The 24,399-nt window shown below is 63.9% G+C and carries 20 protein-coding genes; 13 read left to right on the top strand and 7 right to left on the bottom strand.

All coding sequences use genetic code 11. The features are described from left to right. Positions 1-13: 13 nt before the first annotated feature. The 4 genes from CKO35_RS04885 to CKO35_RS04870 all read right to left on the bottom strand — a co-directional run bounded on the left by CKO35_RS04885 (position 14) and on the right by CKO35_RS04870 (position 4,553). A complete protein-coding gene (locus tag CKO35_RS04885; RefSeq protein WP_200173214.1) occupies positions 14-493 on the bottom strand; it encodes an ATP-dependent zinc protease family protein in 480 nt (159 codons plus the stop codon). Next, positions 490-1,533, bottom strand: coding sequence for an ABC transporter ATP-binding protein (locus tag CKO35_RS04880; RefSeq protein ID WP_200173212.1), 1,044 nt, complete (start codon positions 1,531-1,533; stop codon positions 490-492). The genes CKO35_RS04885 and CKO35_RS04880 overlap by 4 nt, the downstream gene beginning before the upstream one ends. Then, complete coding sequence (locus tag CKO35_RS04875; RefSeq protein WP_200173210.1) at positions 1,517-3,208, bottom strand: ABC transporter permease; 1,692 nt, start codon at positions 3,206-3,208, stop codon at positions 1,517-1,519. Before CKO35_RS04875 ends, CKO35_RS04880 begins: the two co-directional genes overlap by 17 nt. A gap of 307 nt (positions 3,209-3,515) precedes the next feature. After that, positions 3,516-4,553: a Fe(3+) ABC transporter substrate-binding protein gene (locus tag CKO35_RS04870; RefSeq protein ID WP_200173208.1), complete on the bottom strand. Its 1,038-nt coding sequence runs from the start codon at positions 4,551-4,553 to the stop codon at positions 3,516-3,518. Positions 4,554-4,871: 318 nt separating this feature from the next. Between CKO35_RS04870 and CKO35_RS04865 the strand changes: the two genes are divergently transcribed. The 11 genes from CKO35_RS04865 (at position 4,872) to CKO35_RS18320 (ending at position 20,915) form a co-directional block, all read left to right on the top strand. Beyond that, positions 4,872-5,348, top strand: coding sequence for a hypothetical protein (locus CKO35_RS04865; RefSeq protein WP_200173206.1), 477 nt, complete (start codon positions 4,872-4,874; stop codon positions 5,346-5,348). Positions 5,349-5,413: 65 nt separating this feature from the next. Then, positions 5,414-7,822: a HEAT repeat domain-containing protein gene (locus CKO35_RS04860; protein ID WP_200173205.1), complete on the top strand. Its 2,409-nt coding sequence runs from the start codon at positions 5,414-5,416 to the stop codon at positions 7,820-7,822. After that, positions 7,809-8,903, top strand: coding sequence for a type IV pilus twitching motility protein PilT (locus CKO35_RS04855; RefSeq protein ID WP_200173203.1), 1,095 nt, complete (start codon positions 7,809-7,811; stop codon positions 8,901-8,903). Before CKO35_RS04860 ends, CKO35_RS04855 begins: the two co-directional genes overlap by 14 nt. Positions 8,904-8,908: 5 nt before the next feature. Beyond that, entirely contained in the window at positions 8,909-9,970 is a 1,062-nt protein-coding gene (locus tag CKO35_RS04850; RefSeq protein WP_200173201.1) for a type IV pilus twitching motility protein PilT, read from the top strand. Between the two features lie 92 nt (positions 9,971-10,062). Beyond that, positions 10,063-12,969 carry a bifunctional [glutamate--ammonia ligase]-adenylyl-L-tyrosine phosphorylase/[glutamate--ammonia-ligase] adenylyltransferase gene (gene glnE / locus CKO35_RS04845; RefSeq protein WP_200173199.1) on the top strand — a complete coding sequence of 969 codons (2,907 nt, stop codon included), beginning with the start codon at positions 10,063-10,065 and terminating at the stop codon, positions 12,967-12,969. Positions 12,970-13,058: 89 nt separating this feature from the next. Next, positions 13,059-13,982, top strand: a complete 924-nt coding sequence (locus tag CKO35_RS04840) for a branched-chain amino acid transaminase (protein WP_200173197.1) — start codon at positions 13,059-13,061, stop codon at positions 13,980-13,982. A 330-nt stretch (positions 13,983-14,312) separates the two neighbouring features. Next, complete coding sequence (locus tag CKO35_RS04835) at positions 14,313-14,531, top strand: zinc-finger domain-containing protein (protein ID WP_200173195.1); 219 nt, start codon at positions 14,313-14,315, stop codon at positions 14,529-14,531. 123 nt (positions 14,532-14,654) lie between these two features. Continuing rightward, positions 14,655-15,599 carry a sulfate adenylyltransferase subunit CysD gene (cysD, locus tag CKO35_RS04830; protein ID WP_274600794.1) on the top strand — a complete coding sequence of 315 codons (945 nt, stop codon included), beginning with the start codon at positions 14,655-14,657 and terminating at the stop codon, positions 15,597-15,599. Then, positions 15,599-17,506 carry a sulfate adenylyltransferase subunit CysN gene (cysN, locus tag CKO35_RS04825; RefSeq protein ID WP_200173191.1) on the top strand — a complete coding sequence of 636 codons (1,908 nt, stop codon included), beginning with the start codon at positions 15,599-15,601 and terminating at the stop codon, positions 17,504-17,506. The genes cysD and cysN overlap by 1 nt, the downstream gene beginning before the upstream one ends. A 111-nt stretch (positions 17,507-17,617) precedes the next feature. Beyond that, the gene (locus CKO35_RS04820; RefSeq protein WP_200173189.1) at positions 17,618-18,697 is read left to right on the top strand and encodes a lysylphosphatidylglycerol synthase transmembrane domain-containing protein; all 1,080 of its coding nucleotides are present in this window, start codon (positions 17,618-17,620) and stop codon (positions 18,695-18,697) included. Beyond that, positions 18,684-20,915, top strand: coding sequence for a glycosyltransferase (locus CKO35_RS18320; RefSeq protein WP_200173187.1), 2,232 nt, complete (start codon positions 18,684-18,686; stop codon positions 20,913-20,915). The genes CKO35_RS04820 and CKO35_RS18320 overlap by 14 nt, the downstream gene beginning before the upstream one ends. 17 nt (positions 20,916-20,932) lie before the next feature. Here the strand turns inward: CKO35_RS18320 and CKO35_RS04810 are convergent, their stop codons facing one another. Further along, a complete protein-coding gene (locus tag CKO35_RS04810; RefSeq protein ID WP_200173185.1) occupies positions 20,933-21,589 on the bottom strand; it encodes a sulfotransferase family 2 domain-containing protein in 657 nt (218 codons plus the stop codon). Positions 21,590-21,771: 182 nt separating this feature from the next. On the opposite strand from CKO35_RS04810, the gene CKO35_RS04805 reads away from it, so the two are divergent. Together CKO35_RS04805 and rrtA are read left to right on the top strand one after the other, a co-directional pair. Continuing rightward, complete coding sequence (locus CKO35_RS04805) at positions 21,772-22,263, top strand: hypothetical protein (protein WP_200173183.1); 492 nt, start codon at positions 21,772-21,774, stop codon at positions 22,261-22,263. A gap of 121 nt (positions 22,264-22,384) precedes the next feature. Then, on the top strand, positions 22,385-22,942 hold the full coding sequence (gene rrtA, locus CKO35_RS04800) for a rhombosortase (protein ID WP_200173181.1): 558 nt from the start codon (positions 22,385-22,387) through the stop codon (positions 22,940-22,942). Here the strand turns inward: rrtA and CKO35_RS04795 are convergent. Both CKO35_RS04795 and CKO35_RS04790 read right to left on the bottom strand, forming a co-directional pair. Beyond that, positions 22,929-23,378 carry an META domain-containing protein gene (locus CKO35_RS04795; protein WP_200173179.1) on the bottom strand — a complete coding sequence of 150 codons (450 nt, stop codon included), beginning with the start codon at positions 23,376-23,378 and terminating at the stop codon, positions 22,929-22,931. The genes rrtA and CKO35_RS04795 overlap by 14 nt on opposite strands. Continuing rightward, complete coding sequence (locus tag CKO35_RS04790; RefSeq protein WP_200173177.1) at positions 23,375-24,364, bottom strand: S1 family serine peptidase; 990 nt, start codon at positions 24,362-24,364, stop codon at positions 23,375-23,377. The genes CKO35_RS04795 and CKO35_RS04790 overlap by 4 nt, the downstream gene beginning before the upstream one ends. Between the last annotated feature and the right edge of the window lie 35 nt (positions 24,365-24,399).

Raw genomic sequence — 24,399 nt, 5'->3', positions numbered from 1 at the left:
TGCGCGGTATTTTTTACAGTTTTGTTGCAGGGGGATGACCGTGCCCCCCGCGGGGCTTTCCCGCCAGCCAGGAAGCGGTGGAATCCACCAGATAGGCGGCACATTGCAGGGCGTTGCGACCCAGCAGCATGCGAAAGCTCATGGTATCCCGGTTGGTCAGGGTGATTTCCACCTCGTGGGTGCATTCTCCAATCACGATGGGGGTGCGGATCACATGCCGCCGCTGGCGGTGTCCACCGGAGTCGGTGACCACCCGCCGATCTGCCACGGGGGCCTGGCACTCCACCACCACGTCCCGCCGCCGCCGCAGGGGATGCACGCCGAAACGCACCCAGGGGCGTCCGTCCCGCTCAAAGGGCTCGATGTAGAACGCATGCAGGGCACAGGTGCGGGCCCCGGTGTCCACCTTGCAGGCGATGCTGTCCAGGCCCAGTTCGGGCAGGGCGATGCGTTCTCGCCATCCCAGTCGGGGTTGCGGCAGGGATGACGTCATCGGGGAAAAATGACCAGATGGTTGAAACCCAGCTTCAGGGGGATGCGTTCCCCCAGGGCGTAGTTTTCATGGGATGGGGCCAGACACAGCACGTTGGCATTGCTGGCAAGACGCAGGGTGTAGAGAAAATTGGCGCCCCTGAAGGCCTTGTCGGTGACCTCGCCGAAAACATGGCTGCCGTGGTCGGGCAGGATGTCGTCGGGGCGGACGAGGACATCCACCGGATTTCCCGGGCGGCAGGCTTCGGGGATCTGACCGGTGATGACCCCCAGTTCGGTCTCCACCTCGTGCTCGTTGAGCACGGTGCCTGTCAGCATCCTGCCCTGACCGATGAAATCCGCCACAAAACGGGCCGCGGGCTTGTGGTAGAGGTTGTAGGCAGTGTCCCATTGCAGCACCCGGCCGGCGTTGATGACGGCGATACGGTCGGCAAAGGCAAAGGCCTCGTTCTGGTCATGGGTGACCAGCATGGCGGTGATGTCTTCCTGCTTGAGGATGGCCCGCACTTCCCGGGCCAGGCCCTCGCGCAGCTCCACGTCCATGTTGGAAAAGGGCTCATCCAGCAACAGCAGCCGGGGCCTGGGTGCCATGGCCCGCGCCACGGCGATGCGCTGCTGCTGCCCGCCGGACAGGGCGTGGGGATAGGCCCGGCCGTAGTCCGGCAGACCGATGAGCTGCAGCAGTTCCGTGACCCGCTCCCGCCGGGCGCGGCTGGACTGGCCGCGGATGCCGAAGGCGATGTTTTCCGCCACCGTCAGATGGGGAAACAGGGCAAAGTCCTGGAACACCATGCCCACCTGACGCCGTTCCGGGGGCAGGGTCCAGCCGGCCTGAGTCACCACCTGGTCGTCCAGCAATACCCGCCCCGCGCTCGCCGGCTCGAAACCGGCGATGGTGCGCAAGAGGGTGGTCTTGCCGCAGCCGCTGGGGCCCAGCAGGCAGCCGATGACGCCCTTGTTCAGGGTCAGGCTGACGTCGTGGACGACGGTGGTGCCGTCATAGCCCACGCTGACGTGGTCGATTTCAAGCAGGCGTGTCATGTCCGGGTCTGGAACGGCTGATGGTGCGGCTGATGAGGATCACCGGGATGATCCCCGCCAGGACGATGGCCAGGGCTGCGCTGGCGGAATCCGCCAGTCTCTCGTCCGAGGCCAGTTCGAAGGCGCGTACCGCCAGGGTGTTGAAGTTGAAGGGACGCAGTATCAGGGTGGCCGGCAGCTCTTTCAAGACATCCACGAACACCAGCAGGAGTGCGGTGAGCAGACTGCCCCGCATGATGGGTATGTGAATCTTGCCCAGGACCTGACGGGGCGGGGTGCCCAGGGAGCGGGCGGCGTCATCCATGGAGGGTTTGATCTTGGCCAGACCTGCCTCCACCGTCTGCAGGGAGACGGCCAGGAAGCGCACACAGTAGGAGAACACCAGGGCCACCAGGGTACCCGACAGGATCAGGCCGGTGGAGATGCCGAAGGCATCCCGCATCCAGCCGTCGATGGTGTTGTCGATCCAGGCAAAGGGCAGCATCACGCCCACGGCGATGACGGTGCCCGGGATGGCATAGCCCATGCCGGCGATCCTGACCGCGCCGTTGACCGGCAGGGAAGGGCGCAGGCGCTTGCCGTAGGCCAGCACCAGGGCCAGGGCCACCGCCAGCACGGCGGCGATGCCGGCCAGTGACACGCTGTTCCAGACCAGGCCCAGGAATTCCGGCTGCATCCACATGTGCGGCGTGCGCAGGGCCCACTGCAGCAGCTGGCCGGAAGGCACCAGGAAACCCAGGATGATGGGCAGGGCGCAGACCATGATCGCCCCGGACACCGCCCACCCCCGCAGCCGGTAGCGGGGCAGGCGGGAATATCGGCCGCTGGTGTGGTGGAATCGGGCACGGCGACGGGAGTAGCGTTCCAGCACGATCAGTACCAGGACGAAGGTCATCATGACGCCCGCCAGCTGGGCGGCGGCACCGGGATCGCCGAGACCGAACCAGGTGCGGAAGATGCCGGTGGTGAAGGTGGGAATGCCGAAATACTGTACCGTGCCGTAGTCTGCCAGGGTCTCCATCAGGGCCAGGGACAGGCCGGTGATGATGGCGGGTCGGGCCAGGGGCAGGGCCACGCGGTGGAAACCCGCCCAGGGGCCTGCCCCCAGGGTGCGGGAAACCTCCAGCACGCAGACGGACTGTTCCAGGAAGGCGGCGCGGCTGAGCAGGTAGACATAGGGGTAGAGCACCAGGGACAGCATGATGATGGCCCCCGGCAGGGAGCGGATCTGGGGGAACCAGTAGTCGCCCCAGCCCCAGCCGGTCCACTCCCGCAGCTGGGTCTGCACCGGGCCGGCGAAGTCCAGCATGCCGGTGTAGGTGTAGGCGATGATGTAGGCCGGCATGGCCAGGGGCAGCAGCAGTGCCCACTCGAACAGACGTCGCCCGGGAAAGTCGCACATGCTCACCAGCCAGGCGGTGGGGATACCGATGAGCAGGACCCCCACGCCCACACCCGCCATCAGGATCAGGGAATTGGTGACATAGTCCTGCAGCACGGTCTGGCGCAGATGCAGCCAGACGTCGGAGGCCGGGATGAACACATGGCCGAAGATCACCAGTACCGGCAGGGCAAGGATGGCGGCGATCAGGGGGACGCCCAGGCTCCAGGCGTCGGGGCGCTTGAGACGGCTTGACGAAAACCACCCTTGCAGGGAAACCGGGGCAGTCCTCATGGGGTCGTCGGGTAGCTGGTCATGGTGTGGCAACGATGGGTCGGATCTTCGGAAGGGGCATAGTCTACTGCGTATCGGGCAGATGACAAATGATCCGGAGATTGATTCTCCTTAAGGATGTGCCGGGTCGGTCATCCCCGTGTCTGAGTCGGTCATTCCCGCGAAAGCGGGAATCCAGGGGAGAACTGCCGAATCCTCCGGACTCCCGCTTTCGCGGGAGTGACGGAAGAACGGCCCAGGAGTGATGCAAGGTAAGCCCGGGAGTAACGGAAGAGAAGCCCGGGACAAGGGGCAAGGAGGTAACGACTCAGCGCCAGCCTGCCCGGTCCATCAGCCGCACGGCGGCGGCGTTGAAGTCACCCAGCTGCCCCAGGTTGACGGCATCAGCCTGGAACTCACCCAGTTCCTTCAGGGTGCCGCTCCATTCCACGCCGGGCTTCACCGGGTATTCCTGGTTGGCTTCCGCATACCAGCGCTGGGCGCTGTCACCGGCCATGAACTCGATCAGACGGATGGCGTTTTCGGTGTTGCGGGAGTGGGTCACCACCCCGGCACCACTCACGTTCACGTGCACGCCCCGGCCATCCTGGTTCGGCCAGAACACACCGATGGACTGCGCGGCAGTGCGCTCCGCGTTATCATCGGAATTGAGCATCTGACCAAGATAGTAGGTGTTGGCGATGGCCACATCGCACTGTCCTGCCGCCGCGGCCCGGATCTGGTCACGGTCACCACCCATGGGCGGACGGGCCATGTTGGCCACCAGGCCCCGTGCCCAGCCTTCCGTCTCGGCCTCGCCGTTGGCGATGATCATGGAGGCGGTCATGGACTGGTTGTACACGTTGCTGGAGGAGCGGATGCAGATGCTGCGCTGCCATTTCTCGTCTGCGAGGGCCTCGTAGGTGGACAGATCTGCCGGATCTACCTTGCCCTTGACGTACATGATGGGACGGGCGCGCATGGACAGGCCGTACCAGTAGCCCTCCGAATCACGGTAGCTTTCGGGGATGGCCTCGTTGAGCACCGCCGATTCGACGGGGCGCAGGACACCGGCGGCCTTGGCGCTGTTCAGATTGCCCGCGTCCACGGTGATGAGCACGTCGGCCGGGGTGTTGCGGCCTTCGCTGCGCAGGCGCTGGAGCAGGGCATCCGCCTGGGCGCTGACGATGTTGACGCGAATGCCGGTCTGTTGGGTGAACTCGTCCATCAGGGGCTTGATGAGTGCTTCCTGGCGGGCGGAGTAAACGTTGACCTCACCCTGGGCCAGGACCGGCACGGGCAGAGTGAATGCCAGTGCGCAGGCCACGAGCAGGGCGGCCGGCTTGTGAAGGGATGGCTTGACCATGGGGTGAATCACTCCTTGGGTGTATTGGCTGGGATGGGGCGGGAGAAAGACCACCCGCAAAGCGGATTGCAAACAAGAACGAGTGTCATTTGTTTTGTTGGTGCTGTCAAGATGGCCGCTGGAGGGCCGGCTGGCCGAGGGCGCCCCTTTGTGAAAGATGGGATTTCGCGGGGCCTTCGTTAAAAAAAAACCGCGATTCCTGCATACTGAAGGGTGTGCCTGGTATCACCGGCACGGATGACGGGTCGTCCTGCTGATTGCCGCGCGGCTTCCCCGGTCCCCAAAGGGGCTCAGGGGTGCCATGTTGCTGGAGAAATGATGGATAAAGATGCCCTGAAAATTCCCAAGAAGCTGACTTCGGTGAGGGCCTGGGTGCATCCGGACGGCCTGGTGGTCGGAGACATCTTTGTCCATTTTCAAAGCAGTCGGCATGAGGGCGAGGAAGAGCCGGCGGAAATCCTCAACAACGCCGATCCGTTTTTTGCCCTGCGCGGCCGTTCGGAAGGCCTGCGATTCTATAACAAGCATGCGGTAGTGCGGCTGGAGTACGATGCGGCACTGGCCCGTCTTGAGACCGGTCATGTCTCCCGGCTGTTGACCCGGCTTTACCTGATGGACGGCTCCTGCCTTGAGGGGATGATTCAGGAGGTCCTGCCGCCCGGCAATGCCCGCCTCTATGACTACATCAACATATTCGAGCAGCGATTCATCCGTATTTTTCTTTCCGGCCAGACGGTGGCCCTGATCAACAAGGCTTACATCGTGCGTGTGGAAGAGCGGGATGAGGCCTCCTGAGGGGTTAATATCCGACGGTTCCGGTATGTTCCTGGGATCTCGGTCCATCTTGGATACCGTGCTTCATGAGCATTCTCGCTGATTTCCGCGCGGAGCGGCTGATAGCCCGGCTGATGCAGGGCGGGGAACTGGACAGCCCCGACGCAGTGCGCCTGAAGAACAAGCTCAAGGGTTTGGGGCCGACCGCGGTGGAGCGGTTGCTGCGTTTGCTGGCCGATGCGGATGCCGCCGAGGTGCGGCGCGTGGAATACCTGCTCGAATGGGTGCTGGACCAGGGCAGCCTGCCCCTGTTGCTGTCCCACCTTCGTGATCCCGGATCCCGGATGAGCGCACGCGTCATCAGGCTGCTCAGCCATGTCCAGAGTTATGACCCCAACCGCCTGGCAGAGGCCTTCAGTGACCCGAAATTGCCCAAGGCCTCGCTGATACAGATTCTCACCGCCCAGAAGGACCGGCTGGATGGAAGCGCCCTCCTGCGGGTGATTCACCAGCTTCAGCCGTCGGATCGCACGGCCCTGTTCCAGATCATCGACGCGGTGGCCGATGTCGACATGATTCCGGAACTGGTCAACCGGGCGTCAGGCAAGGACCCCGCCCTGAGGCGCCTGGTGGTGGGGGTGCTGGGGCGCTTCGATACCCCGGAGGCCCGCAAGGCGCTGGAAGACCGTATTCATGACGCGGACAAGGGTGTGCGACAGGCGGCGATTGCCTCGTTGCTGGGGCGTGGGGTCAACATGGAACTGTCGGCCCTGTGCAGCCTGCTGCGGGATCAGGATCTGAGCGTGCAGGAGCAGGTCGTTGATGCCGTCATCCGGCGCAACGATCCTGACACCATCACCCATCTGCTGCCCATGCTCCGGGATGAGTCCGAATATGTGCGCCGGGCCGCGGTGGAAGTCCTCAACAGCATCGGCAACGCCCGGGATGTGAAACTGCTGCTGACCTCGGTCAAGGACGAGGACTGGTGGGTCCGGGCACGGGCGGCCGATGCCCTCGCCAGAATCGGGGGACCGCGGGTGGTCAGGGCCGTGGTGGAACTGCTCAGGGACGAGGATGAATTCATTCGCCGCTCGGCGGTGGAGATACTCAATTCCACCCGCGATGAAGGCGCCCTGGGGCATCTCATGGACGCTCTTGAGGATTCGGACTGGTGGGTGAGGGAACGGGCCGTGGACGCCCTCGGAGATCTGGGCAATCGGGCTGCCGTGCCGGTTCTCATCAGCCTGATGGAGCGCGACGACAAGGCGGCCCCCGCCGTTATCCGTGCCCTGGGCAAGCTGGGGGATGACCGGGCCGTGGAGCCATTGCTGACACAGCTGGAGAAGGGTGACACCCTGGTCCGGCAGGTGGCGGTCGAGGCCCTGGGGTTGTTGGCGGATTCGAGCAATGTCAAGCGCATCCTGGCGGCGATCGAGCAGCATACCGCGGACACGGATAGCGGACTGGAGGACACCGGACGCGTTGTCGCAGCCCGTCTGACCGCACAGTACGCCATCGGTGAGCGGGACGGTCAGGCTGCCGGTAAGACCCTGGTCATGGAGGCGGTCACCTCCATGCTTGAGGACGGTTCCCTGGATAGCGACATCGGGAAGACAGCCAGTGGAGGGCGGGGCGGCCCGGCCCCCGTCAGGATCGCCCTGGACCTGGGCGCACTCAAGGCCGGTGATCTGCTGGGGGACCGCTACCGTTTCGTACGCCGTGTCGGCAAGGGGGCCTTCGGCACCGTTCTGCTCATGGAAGACACCATGGTTTCGGAGGTCATCATCCTCAAGGTGATGAATCCGCAGTTGGCGGCGGACGATGAAATGATCAAGCGTTTCGTCCAGGAGTTGCGCCTGTCCCGCAAGATCACCCATGAAAATGTCATCCGCATCCATGACTTTCTGGTGGTGCAGGGCGCCCTGGCCATTTCCATGGAATATTTCCCCTCATCCACCCTCGGCGCCATCCTGAAGAAAACCAGCCCGCTGCCGGTACCGCTTGCATTGCGTTACGCCGCCGATATCGCAGCGGGCATCTTCGCGGCCCATGAAGTGGGTGTGATCCATCGTGATCTCAAGCCGGGCAATGTACTCATCAATGGTCGTGATCTGCTCAAGATCGTGGATTTCGGCGTGGCGGTCGTCACTGGTGCGGGGGATACCCGCCTGACCCGCACCGGCATCCTCATCGGCACGCCCAAGTACATGGCGCCCGAACAGGTGCTTGGCAAGCCGATATCACCGCGTTCGGACATCTACTCCCTGGGCGTGATGCTCTATGAGATGCTTGCGGGTCGTCCACCCTTCCAGGGCGAGGACCAGGTTTCCATCATGTATCAGCACGTCCAGGGCAATGCCGTGCCGTTGACGGAACTGAATCCCGCGGTGAATCCGGAACTGGCCGCCGTGGTGGCACGGATGATGGCGGTGGACCCGGCGGCGCGTTTCCAGGGGATGGACGAGGTGCGCGAGGTGCTGCATGCCCAGAATTGACGCCTTTCTCAAACTGGCCCGCGAGCAGGGTTGCTCCGACCTGCATCTGGCCGTGGGTCTGCCGCCGCTGCTGCGCATGAACGGCGATATCATCCCCATCCGGTTCCGCGACCTGGCGGCCAGGGAGCTTGAAACCTATGTGATGGAGATCCTCACGCCGACCCAGAAACAGCGTTTCAGCGAGGGTGATGACCTGGATTTTTCCTATGTGACGGAGGAGGCGGGGCGTTTTCGCGCCAATCTGTATCGCAAGTCTTCCGGCATCGGCGCCACCTTTCGCCATATCCCCCTGGAGGCCCCCGACCTGGACAGCCTGGGCCTGCCGCCGGTGGTCAAGACACTGATCGAGCACCATCAGGGCATGGTGCTGGTCACCGGGTCCACCGGCACCGGCAAGTCCACCACCCTGGCGGCCATCATCGACTACATCAATACCCATCGGGCGGTGAACATCATCAGCCTTGAGGACCCGGTGGAGTTCGTGCATCGCAGCAAGCGCGCCCAGGTCATCCAGCGCGAGGTGGGCAGTCACGTGGCCAGTTTCGCCCTTGGACTGCGCAACGCCCTGCGCGAGGACCCGGACGTGATCCTGGTCGGGGAAATGCGGGACGTGGATTCCATGATCATGGCCATGATTGCGGCGGAGACCGGGCACCTGGTGCTGGGGACCATGCACACCACATCGGCCGTGAAGACCATTGACCGGATCCTGGACAGCCTGCCCCTGGAGCAGCGGGAGCAGGGCAAGACATTCCTGTCCCAGAACCTCCATGGCGTCATCACCCAGACCCTGGTGAAGTCCGTCGATGGTCGCGGCCGCAAGGCGGTGGTGGAGACACTGGTGATCAACCGCGCCATCGCCAAGATGATCATGACCGACAAGGTGCACCAGATCCCCTCGCAGATGCAGACCGGGCGCGCCCAGGGCATGCAGTTGCTGGATCAGGCCCTGCTGGAGGCGGTCCAGCGCAATGAGGTGGACCCGGACGATGCCTATCAGTTCGCCACCGACAAGAAGAGCCTGCAGCGCTTTGTCACCGACACGAGCCTGTTGCCCAAGATCGACCTGGCCGGGGGGTGAGAGGGATGCACCATGTGGATGACTACCTCAAAAAGCTGGTGGAGGCAAAGGGGTCGGACCTTCACCTGGTATCCGGCGACCCGCCCCGGATTCGGGTCCATGGGGATCTCCAGGCCATGGGCTCCACCCCTCTGACCAGACAGGAACTCGGCGACTTCATGGCGGAGATCATGCCCCGCAATGCCCGGGAGAGCTTCGAGCGGGAGGATGGGGCCGACTTCGCCTACGCCATCGAAGGGGTGGCGCGTTTCCGGGTGAATCTGTTTCGTCATGTGAATGGACTTGCCGCCGTGTTTCGCGCCATTCCCAGCCAGTCCTTCACCCTGGCCGGTCTGGGCATGCCGTCGGTCATCCGCAGTCTGTGCATGCAGCGCCATGGGCTGGTCCTGGTGACCGGCAAGACCGGTTCGGGCAAGACCACCACCCTGGCGGCCATGGTCAACGACATCAACGAACGTCGCCGGGGGCACATCATCACCATCGAGGACCCCATCGAATTCGTCCATGAACGCAAGCGCTGCCTGATCAGCCAGCGGCAGGTAGGGCTGCATACCAAGGGTTTCTCCGCCGCCCTGCGCTCCGCCCTGCGGGAAGATCCGGATGTGATACTGGTGGGTGAAATGCGGGATCTGGAAACCATCTCCCTGGCGGTCACGGCGGCGGAGACGGGCATCCTGGTGCTGGGGACCCTGCATACCAACGGGGCCGCCGCCACCGTGGATCGCATCATCAACGCCTTCCCCGCCATGAAACAGGCCCAGATCCGGGCCATGCTGTCCACCTCCCTGCGCGGCGTCATCTCGCAGCAACTGGTGCGTCGGCAGGATGGCCAGGGACGTCTCGCGGCGGTGGAGATCCTGGTCAATACACCGGCGATTGCCAATCTGTTGCGGGAGGGCAAGACCGAACAACTGCTGGGTACCATGCAGTCCGGCGCCCTGATGGGCATGCAGACCATGGATGGTGCCCTGCGCCGTCTCCTGGATGCCGGTCTGATCACGGGCCGGGAGGCCTACCATCAGGCCATCGGCAAGGCCGAATTCGAAGCCGTCCGGGAGCAGGACTGAGCCGAAGCCGGGTGACGCCGCCGTGATGCCCGCCCGCACCCGATCCCGTCACCGAAATTGAACCCTCGCCTCCCATCTCGTAAGCTGCCGTAATGACCACGCCCACCTCTCAAGACCTCTGCCTGGACGGCATCCCCCAGGCGGCCCGACCGGGCATTCTCAACCTGGCCCAGGATTACCTGTCCGCCTGTCAAAGCCAGGGTCTGGCTCCCGGCCCCTGGCCAGGGTCCCTGGCCCGGGTCTGGTACCACAGCGAGTTCGTCGCCCGTGTCGCCATCCGCCGTCCGGAAGCATTCATGGCCCTGCTGGCGTCCGGTGACCTGGAGCGGGTCTACGGCGATGGGGACATGTGCCGCCGGGTCCGGGATACCCTGGAGACGGCCGGGGACGAGGCCGGCCTGATGCGTCTGCTGCGCCAGGCCCGCAACCGGGAGATGGTTCGCATCGCCTGGCGTGACCTGACCGGGACGGCCACCCTGGAGGAAACCCTGGATGACCTCTCCACCCTGGCGGATCACCTCATCGACGCCGCCCTGGACTGGCTCCACCAGGACATGGCGTGCCGCCACGGCGAACCCCGGGATGCCGACGGGCAACCCCAGCGTCTGGTGGTGCTGGGCATGGGCAAGCTGGGCGGACATGAACTCAACTTCTCCTCCGACATCGACCTCATCTTCGCCTATCCCCGGACCGGCCAGACCGACGGCGAACGCTGCCTGGACAACCAGCAGTTCTTCATCCGTCTGGGGCAGCGTCTGATCAAGGTGCTCAACGAAAAGACCCCCGACGGCTTCGTCTACCGGGTGGACATGCGCCTGCGTCCCTTCGGCGACACCGGCCCCCTGGTGATGAGCTTCGATGCCCTGGAAGATTACTACGAGAGCCACGGCCGGGAATGGGAGCGCTATGCCCTGATCAAGGCCCGCGCCGTGGCCGGCGACCGGGACAGCGCCGAACAGCTCCATGCACTGCTGCGCCCCTTCATCTACCGTCGCTATCTGGACTTCGGTGCCTTCGGCTCCCTGCGGGACATGAAGGCCCTGATCAACCGCGAGGCGGCGCGCAAGGGCAAGGAGCAGGACATCAAGCTGGGGGAGGGCGGCATCCGGGAAGTGGAGTTCGTCGGCCAGGCCTTCCAGCTCATTCGTGCCGGACGCGATCCCTCCCTGCAGTTGCGGGGCATCCGGCCCGTGCTGGAGCGACTGGCGGCCCAGGACCTGATGCCCGCCTACGCGGTGCGCCACCTGCTGGAGGCCTATGATTTCCTGCGCCGCACCGAAAACCGTCTGCAGATGGTGGCGGATCAGCAGACCCACCGGCTGCCCCGGGAGGATCAGGACCGCCTGCGTCTGGCCCTGTCCATGGGGTTCGAGGACTGGGACAGCTTCGAAACCACCCTGGATCGTCACATGCGCCGGGTGCACGGCCAGTTCGAGCAGGTCTTTGCCGCCCCCCAACGGGCCGATGACGATGTCGAACAGGCCGCCCAGCCCGAGGCGCAACGGGATCTGGCGGCCCTGTGGCTGGGTTCCCTCGGCCGGGAACGCAGTCTGGAGGTGCTGGATACCCTGGGCCTGACCGGCCCGGAAAGCGCCCTGGCGGGTCTGGAACACCTGCGTGACTGCAGCGCCTGCCGCAATCTCACCGCCACCGGGCGCGGGCGCCTGGACCGGCTCATGCCCCTGATGCTGGGCGTGCTCAGCGGCCTCAAGGACCCCGACGCCACCCTGGAGCGCCTGTTGCGTCTGGTGCAGACCATCGCCCGGCGTTCCGTCTATCTTTCCCTGCTGGTGGAGAACCCCCTGGCCCTGTCCCAGCTGGCGCGACTGTGCGAGGCCAGCCCCTGGATCGCCGACCATCTGACCCGCTACCCCCTGTTGCTGGATGAACTGCTGGACCCCCGCAGTCTCTACGCCCCGCCCGGTCGCCAGGGACTGATGGATGCCCTCAACGACGAACTGGTGCAGGTCCCCCAGGACGACCTGGAGCAGGTCATGGACCGGCTGCGCATGTTCAAGCAGGTTCAGGTCCTCAAGGTGGCCGCCGCCGACATCATGGACGTGCTGCCGGTGATGAAGGTCAGCGACCACCTGACCTGGATCGCCGAAGTGGTGCTGGAGCGGGTGCTGGGACTGGTGCTGGAACAACTGATCGCCAAACACGGCCGTCCCCGCTGTCTCGTCGACGGCGAGCCCTTCGAACCGGGCTTTGCCGTGGTGGGTTACGGCAAGCTGGGTGGGCTGGAACTGGGTTACGGCTCGGACCTGGACATCGTGTTCCTGCACGACAGCCGGGGGGAACAGGCCATGACCGACGGCGAACGCCCGCTGGACAACAGCGAATTCTTTGCCCGTGTCGGCCAGCGAATACTGCATTTCCTGGGGGTCTTCACCGGGGCGGGGCGGCTTTACGAGGTGGACACCCGGCTGCGCCCCAGCGGTGCCTCGGGTCTGCTGGTGACCAGCGTGCCCGCCTTCGAGGACTACCAGCTCGGCTCCGCCTGGACCTGGGAACACCAGGCCCTGGTGCGTGCCCGTCCGGTGGCCGGGGATGCCCGCATCGCAGAAGCCTTTCAGGCCATGCGTGGCCGCGTGCTGCGCCAGCCCCGGGACGAAGCCGCCCTGCGGCGGGAAGTGCGCGAGATGCGGGAAAAGATGTGGAAGAAACACGCCACCCGCGACCCTGCGTGGTTCGATCTCAAGAGAGACCCCGGCGGTATCGCGGATATTGAATTTATGGTGCAATATCTGGTTCTGGCCCATGCCGCCCGGCATCCCCAGCTCACGACCTGGCCCGACAACATCCGCATCCTGGAGTCTCTGATCGAGACCGGCCTGATGCCCAGGGATGACGCCCTGTTCCTGATGGACACCTACCGGAGTTTCAGGGACCGGATCCACGAGCTGACCCTGCAGGAAATGCCTGCCAGGGTGCCGGTTGTGGACTGGGCGAGGGAACGCGAGCAGGTGCGCGCCTTCTGGCAACGCCTGATGACATAGCAGCGATCATGAAGGGTGTGCGCGCCGGGTTCCGTGCCGCCCCATGTCTCACCCGGGAACCCATACCGAAATACGAGAGGAAACGTTTCATGTCCACCATGGCCGAACGCGATGGTCTGATCTGGTACGACGGCGAGATGGTGCCCTGGCGCGAGGCCAAGACCCATGTACTCACCCATACCCTTCACTACGGCATGGGGGTCTTCGAAGGGGTACGCGCCTACCAGACGGAGCGTGGCCCGGCCATTTTCCGACTGGAAGACCACACCCGCCGGCTGTTCCGGTCCGCCCACATCCTGGGCATGACCATCCCCTACACCCCTGACGAACTCAACGCCGCCCAGGTGGCCGCGGTGCGGGACAATGGCCTCAAGAGTGCCTACCTGCGGCCCATGTGCTTTTTGGGTGCCGAGGGCATGGGGCTGCGCGCCGACAACCTCAAGGTGCACGTCATCGTGGCCGCCTGGGAGTGGGGCGCCTACCTGGGCGCGGAGAACATGGAGCGGGGGATCCGGGTCAAGACCTCTTCCTACAGTCGCCACCATGTCAACGTGACCATGTGCAAGGCCAAGGCCAACGGCAACTACATGAACTCCATGATGGCCCTGCAGGAGGCCCTGGCCTGCGGTTGTGACGAAGCCCTGCTGCTGGACACCGAAGGGTATGTGGCCGAGGGCAGTGGCGAGAACTTCTTCCTGGTCAGTGACGGCGTGATTTACACCCCCGAGCTGACATCCGCCCTGGACGGCATCACCCGCCGCACCATCATGACCCTGGCCGATGAATGCGGTATTCCGGTGCGGGAAAAGCGCATCACCCGGGACGAGGTCTATGCTGCCGACGAGGCCTTTTTCACCGGCACGGCGGCGGAAGTCACACCCATCCGCCAGCTGGATGGCCGCAGCATCGGTCATGGTGGTCGTGGTCCCATCACCGAGAAGTTGCAGACCCTGTATTTCGACGTGGTCAAGGGCCGTCATCCCAAGCACGAAGGCTGGCTGACCTTCGTCTAGGGAAACGCTGGCGTCCAGGGAAGCGCCGGGGGCTTCTTTCACCCCAGGGAACCTGGCCGCCATTCCATTGAAGTTCACCGTTACCGCGGGGAATTTCCCCGCCACTGCAGTGAATTTCCCCGTCACTCCCGCGAAAGCGGGAGTCCGGAATGCCCGGAGGTTGACTGGATTCCCGCCTGCGCGGGAATGACGGCCTGCGAAAGGCCGCCACGGGTCAATAGCAGAAAAACGGAACCGGCAAAAGCTCCGGAAATCCTATAACACGATAACAAAAGGTTCCTTCCATCCGGCTGTGTCAGCCTTCATTCTCATCCCCCAAAGGAGCTCGTCATGCCGAATCCAAAGACCGCACTGAACCAGGACGCCTACGGGACGGCCAACACCCAGGCCGCCGTCAGTGTCAGTCGACGTGACCTGCCCCTGCACTGTCCCGCGCCAGGCACGGCCCTGTGGGCCTCCCACCCCCGTGTCTACCTGCCGATCCAGGATGCCCGGGACGGGCGCATCGTGTGCCCCTACTGCAGCACGGTCTATACCCTGGAAGAGTGATCTTCGGTTCTGGTCTCCCTCCGGCATGTCCTGACCCCGTCATTCCCGCACAAGCGGGAATCCGGCAGGTGACTGAAATCGCTGTTTGATGAAGCATCCATCTCCCGAAGGGTAAGCAGCACCCTGTTTACAACCCATTCAACCAAGGCCAGAGAACCACACCAGCCCATGACCCTGACCCACCTGCAACGCCTGGAAGCGGAAAGCATCCACATCATGCGGGAAGTGGCCGCCGAGGCCGACAACCCGGTGATGCTCTACTCCATCGGCAAGGACAGCGCCGTGATGCTGCACCTGGCCATGAAGGCCTTTCATCCCTCCGTGCCGCCGTTCCCCCTGCTGCACGTGGACACCCGCTGGAAATTCCGCGAGATGTACGCCTTCCGCGACCGCATGGCCAGGGAACTGGGGCTGGACCTGCTGGTGCACATCAACCCGGATGGCGTGGAGAAGGACATCAACCCCTTCACCCACGGTTCCGCCATCCACACCGACATCATGAAAACCGAAGCCCTCAAGCAGGCCCTGGACCATTACGGCTTCGACGTGGCCTTCGGCGGCGCCCGGCGTGACGAGGAAAAATCCCGGGCCAAGGAGCGGGTGTTCTCCTTCCGCACCGCCCAGCATCGCTGGGACCCCAAGAACCAGCGCCCGGAACTGTGGAAGCTCTACAACGCCCGCAAGCACCCGGGGGAGTCCATCCGCGTCTTCCCCCTGTCCAACTGGACCGAGCTGGACATCTGGCAGTACATCCACCTGGAGAACATCCCCATTGTCCCGTTGTATTTTTCCGCCATGCGTCCGGTGGTGGAGCGCAACGGCACCCTCATCATGGTGGATGACGACCGCATGCCCCTGAACCCGGGCGAGACCCCCATGCTGCGCAGCGTGCGCTTCCGCACCCTGGGTTGCTACCCCCTCACCGGGGCCGTGGAGTCCACCGCCGACACCCTGCCGGCCATCATCCAGGAGATGCTGCTCACCCGCACCTCCGAACGCCAGGGCCGGGTCATCGACCACGACAGCGCCGCCTCCATGGAAAAGAAGAAACAGGAGGGTTACTTCTGATGGCTCACGTTTCCGATCTGATTGCCGACGACATCGAGCAATACCTGCACCTGCACCAGCACAAGGGGTTGCTGCGCTTCATCACCTGCGGCAGCGTGGACGACGGCAAGAGTACCCTCATCGGGCGCCTGCTGTATGAATCCCAGATGCTGTTCGAGGATCACCTGGCCGCCCTGCAGGCCGACTCCCGCCGCTGGGGTACCCAGGGGGAGGAGATCGACTTCGCCCTGCTGGTGGACGGCCTGGCGGCGGAGCGGGAGCAGGGCATCACCATCGACGTGGCCTACCGCTTCTTCTCCACCGACCGGCGCAAGTTCATCGTCGCCGACACCCCGGGGCATGAGCAGTACACCCGCAACATGGTCACCGGCGCCTCCACCGCCGATGCCGCCATCCTGATGGTGGACGCCCGCAAGGGCATCCTTACCCAGACCCGGCGCCACAGCTATCTGGTGTCCCTGCTGGGCATCCGCGCCATCGTGGTGGCCATCAACAAGATGGACCTGGTGGATTATTCCGAGCAGGTCTATCGCCGCATCCGCGACGACTACGAGGCCTTCGCCCGACAGATCGGCGTGGAGGCGGTGACCTTCATCCCGGTCTCCGCCTTCAAGGGCGACAACATCGTCAGCCCCAGCCCCAACATGGACTGGTATCGCGGCCCCACCCTCATGGGCTATCTGGAAACGGTGGAGATCGACGAGGACCGCATGCAGGCGGCGCCCTTGCGCCTGCCGGTGCAATGGGTCAACCGTCCCAACCTGGATTTTCGCGGCTATGCCGGCACCCTGGCCGGCGGCGTGGTGCGTCCCGGCGACCGCATCCGGGTCCAGCCCTCGGGCAAGGAGAGCACCGTGGCCCGCATCGTCACCCGGGACGGTGACCTGGAACAGGCGGTGGCCGGTCAGTCCGTGACCCTCACCCTCACCGACGAGATCGACATCTCCCGGGGCGACATGATTTCCGCCGCCCGGGAACCGGCGGGGACGGCGGACCAGTTCGAGACCACCCTGATCTGGATGCACGACGAACCCCTGTTGCCGGGTCGCCAGTATCTGCTCAAGCTGGGTACCCGCACCGTCACCGCCTCGGTCACCACCATCAAGTATCAGGTCAACGTGAACACCCTGGAACACACGGCGGCGAAAAAGCTGGAACTCAACGCCATCGGGGTCTGCAACATCAGCCTGGACCGGCCGGTGGCCTTTGACCCCTACACGGACAATCGGGACACCGGCGGTTTCATCCTCATCGATCGCCTGAGCAACAACACCGTGGCGGCGGGGCTGATCCACTTTGCCCTGCGCCGTTCCCAGAACATCCATCTGCAGCCGGTGGACATCAATCAGGAGGCCCATGCCCGACTCAAGGGGCAGCGGCCCTGCGTGCTCTGGTTCACCGGCCTGTCGGGGGCGGGCAAGTCCACCATCGCCAACCTGGTGGAGAAGAAGCTGCACGCGGAAGGGCGCCATACCTACCTGCTGGACGGAGACAATATCCGTCACGGCCTGAACAAGGATCTGGGTTTCACCGATGCGGACCGGGTGGAGAACATCCGCCGGGTGGGGGAGGTGGCCCGTCTGATGGTGGACGCGGGCCTGATCGTGCTCACCGCCTTCATCTCCCCCTTCCGCTCGGAACGGCAGATGGCCCGGGAACTGCTCAAGGACGGCGAGTTCCTGGAAATCTTCGTGGACACCCCCCTGGAAGCAGCGGAGGCCCGTGACCCCAAGGGGCTTTATCGCAAGGCCCGGCGGGGAGAACTGAAGAACTTCACCGGCATCGACTCGCCCTATGAACGCCCCGAGTCACCGGAGATCCATGTGGACACCACCCGCATGACCCCGGAAGCGGCGGCGGACCTGATCGTGGAGCATATTCGCAACGGGGGCTATCTGGCGCCGTAAGATCCGGTTACTCTCCTTCCTCCCCGTGGAGAAACGGTGCCTGGAGAAACGGTGCCTGTCACCCTTCTCCCGCCGGGAGGAAGGAGACCGCGTAGCCATCTGGATGCCGCCATGTCCGCACCCCCTCTTGATCGCCTGTCCCGCCTCTTTGAAAAGCGGCGTCTGCGGGCCTTTGCCTCCCTGTTCATCCTCTTCACCCTGGCCGGGGCCGGGCTGGTCTACCTCCTTTTCGACGATACCCCCGTACAGCTGGATCCCCGGCTGTTTTCCCCGCAGATCCTGGCCTTTTGCACGCTTTTGCTGTTTTTATACTTTTTGACCGATGGCCTGCGGCTCTATTTCACCGTTCGCGCCCTGGGTTACCGGCCGGGGTTCGGGTGCATGACCCGCCTGGTGTTCGTGAACCTTTTTGTCTCCAATATCACGCCCCTGGCCACCGGCGGGGGCTTTGTGCAGGTACTGTATCTGCGGCAGGCGGGCATGCCTCTGGGTACCGCCACCGCCGCCACCACCATCCGTACCACCCTGGCCATGGTGATGATCTTTGCGGCGGTTCCCCTGGTCCTGATGGCGGTCCCCTCGGTGGCCGACAAGGTGGCCTGGAGCACTGCGCTGGCCCTTGCCCTGGGGGTGTTCATCTTCCTCTACCTGGGCTTCCTGTGGATCTGCATTTTTCACACCCGGCTGCTGGCCCGCCCCCTGGATGCCCTGCTGGGGCTACTGGCGACCGGTGGTCTCATCCAGCCGGCCGGACAGCGGCGCTGGCACTACCGGATGCGCCGCGAACTGATCCGCCTGCGCCATGGTTTCCGGGGCTTTCTGGCGCGAGGCCACCGTTTTCCCCTGATGGCGGTGTTCAGCACCCTGGTCTTTCTGGTGGTGCTGTTTTCGTTTCCCGTCATCCTGCTCCATGCCCTGGGTTACGACGTGGACTACCTTCAGGTGCTGGCCATTCAAGTGGTGACCACATTCATCAGCTACTTCGCCCCCACGCCGGGGGCGTCGGGGATCGCCGAAGGCAGTTTCGGGCACTTTTTTTCCGGACTGGTGGCGGGTGGGCACCTGCTGCTGGTGGTTCTGGCCTGGCGCTTTCTCACCATCTATCTGGGCATGATCGTCGGTTTGGTCATCCTTCACCGGGATCTGCTGCACCTGTTCCGCAAGGATCTTTCCCGCCGTGAACCCACGTAAGCGCACCCTCGGCATCGCCTTTTTCATCGTTCTGTGCCTGCTCATCCTGCTGGTGGGCTACAAGCTCTATCTGAGTTTTTTCAAGGCCGGTTTCGAGGCCCTTCACGTGGAGCAACTGGAGCGAATCGAGGCCACCCTGGCCGGGCGGGAGGCCTTCAGCTTCGCCGTGGTGGGAAACATCAACAACTCCATCGGATTGTTCGAGCGGCGCATGATCCCCGTACTCAATCGTTCCGATCTACAGTTCATGATTTCGGCGGGCAATGCGGTCGGCGGCGGCGGAGAAGACAACTACCAGGCCCTGTACGGCACCCTGGGGCGGTTACAGATCCCCTATCTGCTGACCTTCGGCGAGGCCGAACACAGTGAGTTCGGCAGTTTCCGTTTCTATGACTACTTCGGCCCCTACTTTTTCTCCTTTTCCGTGGGCGAGGCCGGTTTCATCTTCCTGGACGTGACCGGCAAGACCCCCCATTCCTGGCAGCGGCGCTGGCTGGAAGGGGAACTGGAGAGTTTGTCGCGGACGGTGCGGCACCTGTTCGTCTTCCTGGGCGAGCCCGTCCTGCCCGAGCAGATCATGCACGACCCCGACGCCTTCAATCTCTCCGAACACCCGGCGTTCAGGTCGGACCTGTTGCGCCTGTTCGAGCGCTATGGGGTGGATGCGGTGTTTTCGGCTTCGCTGCCCGTCTATGACCGCCGGTTCCGTGATGGCACCCAGTTCGTGGTGACCGGGGGCGGCGGCGGCCTGTTGTCCGGCGACGAAGCCAGCTACCACCATTTCGTGCGGGTGGATGTGGGGCCCGAAGGGGTGGACATCAGGGCGGTCCCCGTGGACCCGGTGCAGAACCAGGCCCTGCGCCTGCTGGAAAACCTCTGGTTCATCATCCATTCCCTGTTCTATGTGGGCTATGTCAATTTCCTGCTGCTGGTGTGCGTGGTGATCCTGGTGGCGATCCGGCTCTACCGGGCCATCTTCGTGGAGAAAAATTACTACCGGGATTTCGAGCTAGAGGATGTGCCTCCCGCCACCCGGCCTCCGCGGGTGATGATGTTCACCAATAATTATCTGCCCTTCATCGGCGGGGTGCCCATCTCCATTCAGCGCCTGGTGGACGGCCTGACCCGGGGCGGTGCCCTGGTGAGGGTGGTGGCCCCCCGCTACGGGGAGGGGGTGGAGACGGACCCCCGGGTGCTGCGGGTATCGACGTTGCTGGCCTGGGGCGAGGGCGGATCTTTCCGGCTGGCCAATCTCCTGTCGCCCCGGCTGTTCCGTGAAGCGAGGGCCTTCAGACCGGACATCATCCATGTCCACCATCCCTTCTGGCTGGGGTCCCTGGGGTTGTGGCTGGGGCGGAGGCTGAAGGTGCCCGTGGTCTACACCTACCATACCCGCCTGGAGCATTTCGCCCACTATGTGCCGGTGCCGGGGATGCTGTTCAGGAACCTCATTTCCCACTACCTGGTGGAACGGTTCGGCAGCAAGTGCGACGGCGTGATCGTGCCCACCCTGTCCGCGGAAGAATATCTGCACGTGATCGGGGTGCGTTCACAGATCCTGGTGAAGCCCACCGGCGTGGATGTGAAGGCCCTGCAGACGGTGGACAAAGACCGGGTGGACCGGCTGCGCCGCCGCCATGCCCCGGCGGATGAATTGCTGCTGGTGACCGTGTCCCGCCTGAGCAAGGAGAAGAACATTGATTTCCTGCTTCAGGGCGTGGCCTGGGTGCGCCGCCATTCGACGATCCCCTTCCGCCTCCTGATCATCGGAGAAGGACCCGAGCGGGGCCATCTGGAGCAGCGCTGCCGGGAACTGGGCCTGTCGGATACCGTGACCCTGGTGGGCGCCGTGCCCCCCGGCGCGGTGGCCGATTACTACCATCTGGCCGATGTCTTCGTCTTTGCCTCCCAGGCGGAGACCCAGGGCATGGTGATCCTGGAGGCCATGGCGGCCGGTCTGCCGGTGGTGGCGTTGCGCTCCAGCGGGATCGACGACGTGGTGCAGAACGACATCAACGGCTACAAGACCGGCGAGCATCCCGCCGAATGGGGGGGGCGGTTGCAGGCGCTGTTGGAGGACTCGGTGCTGCGGGCCCGGCTGTCGGCCCAGGCCCGCCGGTTTGCCCGCCAGTACGACGTGGACCGCATCAGCGAGGACGTTGCCCTGTTCTACCGGCGCCTGATCATGCTGGCGGAGCGCCGGCGCAATGTGGCCTGAGGGAAAACTGCCTGGATTCAGCCATCGAACCGGTAGCCGAACATCTCGATATCCTCCCGGTAGTGTTCCCCCACCATCCGGGCCGTCTCGTCGGTGTAGTAGCGACGGAAGTCGTCCCGCCCCTCCGCCTTGCGCCGGTGGGGCAGGGCGACCCGGGGGATGCCGATGCGGTCACAGATGGTGTCGAAATCCTCCTGCAGGGACTCGTAATGGCCGATGAAGTCCACGATCCGGTCCCCCCGCAGATCCACCACATAATCCCGCTGCAGTTCCCGTGACGTGTCCAGCATGTAGTTCCAGGGGCGCTCCGGATCGAATTTCAGCCTGACAAATTGCTCGAAGGTCTCCACCCCTTCCAGGACATGGGGCCGTTCCTTGCGGATATGAAAGAACGAGCTCACCTGCAGGTCCCAGGGGTTGCGCACGAACACGAACTTGAACAGCCTGTCATAGAGCTCCGCCGGCAGCATCTCCCGGGCGGCAATGGCCTTGGCATGACGGGGAAACTTGGTGCCGATGCGATGCCCGGACATCTGGTCCAGCTTGTTGGCGAGGAACATGGGCACGCCCCAGGGACCCTGGTAGCGGTATTTCGACAGGGTTGCCCGCACGCTGGTGCCGCCGGTTTTGGCGATGTGTACGAAAAGGAAGTTGTGTTTCAGGGACAGGAGCATGGAGAATGAAGGTCCTGGATTGGATCTGAAGTTGCGAACAGGACATTCTATGCCCCAGGGGATCTAAAAGTAACCAAAGGGGGCCACCAGCAAGCGCCCGCCCGACATTGACCCGTTTGCGCGACGCCTCCATCATGGACCTCGGGATGCGGAAATATGAACCCCTGTCAAGGAGACCTCCCATGGCCCTGGCCCAAAGCGATCTTGAGCAGCTTGAACAGTTCATCAAGGCCAATCTCAGCCAATGGCTGGCCGAGCAGAGCCTGGGCAAGCCCCCTGTTGTGTACGAAATCGAACTGCGTGAACGCATGGTGCGCGTGGAAGAGGAACTCAAACACCAGCGGGAGCTGATGCGCGAAGGCTTTGCCCAGATGGACCGGCGCTTCGAACAAATGGAAAGGCGCTTGGACCAGGTGGAAAAGCGTCTTGACCAGGTGGAAAAGCGTCTTGACCAGGTGGAAAAGCGTCTTGACCAGGTGGACAAGCATCTTGGTCTGATCGACAAGCGTCTGGAGCAGATGGACAAGCGTTTCGAACAGGTAGAGAGCCGCTTCGAGCAGGTGGACAGGCGCTTCGACGAGATGCTCCGGCGCCACGACCGTCATTTCCTGTGGCTGGTCGGTTTCATTGCCACCAGCGCCGGGCTGGTCATTGCCGCCACGCGGTTCATGTAGCCGGCCCTGCGTAGCGACGATCGCCCGCACCCCGTTGGCAATACGCTTCCCCGTCCCGATGTCCATGCCAGCCGTTGCAGTCCCATGGGGAAAATTCACCGGCGGATACCTGCCTGTGGGCATGCTGGTCATTGCCCTGCTGTTGGCCGTCTTCGGCAACCTGGAAGCGCTGAGGTATGAGAGAGGGCTGCTCCTCCATGAGCCGTGGCGGCTGGCCACCGCTCACCTGACCCATCTCGGCGTGGCGCATCTGGCGATGAATGGGGTCGGGCTGCTGCTGATCTGGCGGCTGTTGGGGGATGCGGTGCCGGTGAGCCGCTGGATGCTGACAATTGTCCTCAGCGCTGCGGGGGTCAACCTGGGGCTCTGGCTGTTCTCCCCTGACATCACATGGTATGTGGGACTCTCCGGCGTCCTGCACGGCATGTGGGCCGCGGCGGCGTGGAGCCGGGTGCGAACACATCCCGGGTCCGGCTATGCCCTGCTGTCACTGCTGCTTTTCAAGCTGGTGGTGGAACAGTGTTCCTCCGGCGCCGGTGCGACAGCCGCGCTGATGGGGGCGGAGGTGGTTATCGATGCCCACCTTTACGGTGCCTTGGCGGGCCTGATAGCGGGCCTTTTTCCATTGAAGGGAAAAGGCCCGGGATGGCCGGACCCACCTGGTTTCACCGGGCGCTGAACACCCAGCGATCCCCATTCTCCCATTCCAGTACCAGACGCTCCGCTTCCACATGGTATCGGGACACCTGTTGCAGGGCGGCCAGATAGCGCCGCTCCAGGCTACGATGGGCAGGATCGTCGATGAGGCAGTGGGCCCGGGTGCTGCGGGACGGTCCGATGCTGAGTTGCGCCCCCTCGATCCTGACCGCCCCGTGCCATCGGTTGCAGGCTACCTGTCCGTGGGCGGTCTCGTCCTCTGCGGTCAGGATCAGGGTGAAGGGAGCGATCCGTGCATCGGGCTGCCAGCGCAGGGCCTGCTCTTCCACCATGCTCAATTGCCACTGGTTGAACAGGGGATTTGTCTGCATGGACCCGGATTCCTTCTGGTGGGCGGCACAGCCGCTCACCAGAAGGAGGGCCATGACCATGGTCGGGAATATTGATGCGCGCATCATGACCTCCATGATCTCCTTCTGCCGCCGGAGGCCCCTGCCGACAGCAGGGCCTTGCCCAGTACCAGCAGTACCAGCAGACCGATCACAACCGGTGACATGGCCCCGCCACCGCCCCGGGATGATCCCTCATCTTCCTGGGTGTAGAAGGTGATCCAGTCGCTGAAACGGGAGACACGGGTGTAGACACCGGGATAGTACGGCTTGGCGCAGCCTTTTCCCCAACTGGTCACCCCTGCCAGCAGGTAACTGGTGCCATCGCTTGAACGGACCGCCAGAGGGCCGCCGCTGTCGCCCTGACAGGTATCCCTGCCGCCGCCCTGGTAACCGGCACAGAACATGTTGTCGGTGATTTCCCCATCCATGTACTGCATGTCCGTCATGCAACTGGCATTGTCCAGAATGGGTACCAGAGCCTTTTGCAGGAGGGTGGGAAAGATGCGGATGAATTCCGAGCCTTCCTGCCGTTCCCCCGTGGAGCCCCAGCCACTGATCAGACCCAGAGTGGCGGGCGCCGCCACAATCCTTTCGTTGGCGGGGGTCACCAGGTCAATAGGCAGGCAGGCGGGGCATGTCACCGGCTCTTCGACAAAAAGGAGGGCAATATCGTTATCGTTGCCGGCTGGATCATAATTCGGGTGAATGATCAGGCGCGCCACATTCCTGATGATGGCGGCATCGGCGTGAAGGAGGTCATTGATTCCCGCCACGATAGAAAGATCTTGCGGAAACGGGATATCGAAAAGGGTGCCTTCGTCGGTGTAGTTATCGAAACAATGGGCGGCAGAGACGATCCACTGGGGTGTGATCAGGGTGCCGCCACATTGGGTCTGGGCGAAGAGATCCCTGGCCTCCTCGGGGCCCCTGACCACCCCGATCTGCCAGGGAATCTCGCCGCTTCTGACTGCCTCGCCACCGATGATTCTGGAACCGGGCTGCCCCGCCGAAACCGAAGCCACCCAGCCCGTCAATGCGACGGCCAAGAGCATTGGTAGCCACCATCCTGCATTGCCGCATTGCCTGA

This window comes from Ectothiorhodospira shaposhnikovii (assembly GCF_016584105.1).
GTDB classification, from domain to species: Bacteria; Pseudomonadota; Gammaproteobacteria; order Ectothiorhodospirales; family Ectothiorhodospiraceae; genus Ectothiorhodospira; species Ectothiorhodospira shaposhnikovii.
This window is presented reverse-complemented; position numbering and strand designations above follow the sequence as displayed.

Coding starts and splice junctions, on each gene's coding strand:
- CKO35_RS04865 (WP_200173206.1), top strand. CDS start 4,872: ATGGATAAAGATGCCCTGAAAATTCCCAAGAAGCTGACTTCGGTGAGG.
- CKO35_RS04820 (WP_200173189.1), top strand. CDS start 17,618: ATGTCCGCACCCCCTCTTGATCGCCTGTCCCGCCTCTTTGAAAAGCGG.
- CKO35_RS04875 (WP_200173210.1), bottom strand. CDS start 3,208: ATGAGGACTGCCCCGGTTTCCCTGCAAGGGTGGTTTTCGTCAAGCCGT.
- CKO35_RS04805 (WP_200173183.1), top strand. CDS start 21,772: ATGGCCCTGGCCCAAAGCGATCTTGAGCAGCTTGAACAGTTCATCAAG.
- CKO35_RS04850 (WP_200173201.1), top strand. CDS start 8,909: ATGCACCATGTGGATGACTACCTCAAAAAGCTGGTGGAGGCAAAGGGG.
- CKO35_RS04835 (WP_200173195.1), top strand. CDS start 14,313: ATGCCGAATCCAAAGACCGCACTGAACCAGGACGCCTACGGGACGGCC.
- CKO35_RS04880 (WP_200173212.1), bottom strand. CDS start 1,533: ATGACACGCCTGCTTGAAATCGACCACGTCAGCGTGGGCTATGACGGC.
- CKO35_RS04885 (WP_200173214.1), bottom strand. CDS start 493: ATGACGTCATCCCTGCCGCAACCCCGACTGGGATGGCGAGAACGCATC.
- cysN (WP_200173191.1), top strand. CDS start 15,599: ATGGCTCACGTTTCCGATCTGATTGCCGACGACATCGAGCAATACCTG.
- glnE (WP_200173199.1), top strand. CDS start 10,063: ATGACCACGCCCACCTCTCAAGACCTCTGCCTGGACGGCATCCCCCAG.
- CKO35_RS04795 (WP_200173179.1), bottom strand. CDS start 23,378: ATGATGCGCGCATCAATATTCCCGACCATGGTCATGGCCCTCCTTCTG.
- rrtA (WP_200173181.1), top strand. CDS start 22,385: ATGCTGGTCATTGCCCTGCTGTTGGCCGTCTTCGGCAACCTGGAAGCG.
- CKO35_RS04810 (WP_200173185.1), bottom strand. CDS start 21,589: ATGCTCCTGTCCCTGAAACACAACTTCCTTTTCGTACACATCGCCAAA.
- CKO35_RS04870 (WP_200173208.1), bottom strand. CDS start 4,553: ATGGTCAAGCCATCCCTTCACAAGCCGGCCGCCCTGCTCGTGGCCTGC.
- CKO35_RS04840 (WP_200173197.1), top strand. CDS start 13,059: ATGTCCACCATGGCCGAACGCGATGGTCTGATCTGGTACGACGGCGAG.
- CKO35_RS04790 (WP_200173177.1), bottom strand. CDS start 24,364: ATGCTCTTGGCCGTCGCATTGACGGGCTGGGTGGCTTCGGTTTCGGCG.
- CKO35_RS04860 (WP_200173205.1), top strand. CDS start 5,414: ATGAGCATTCTCGCTGATTTCCGCGCGGAGCGGCTGATAGCCCGGCTG.
- CKO35_RS04855 (WP_200173203.1), top strand. CDS start 7,809: ATGCCCAGAATTGACGCCTTTCTCAAACTGGCCCGCGAGCAGGGTTGC.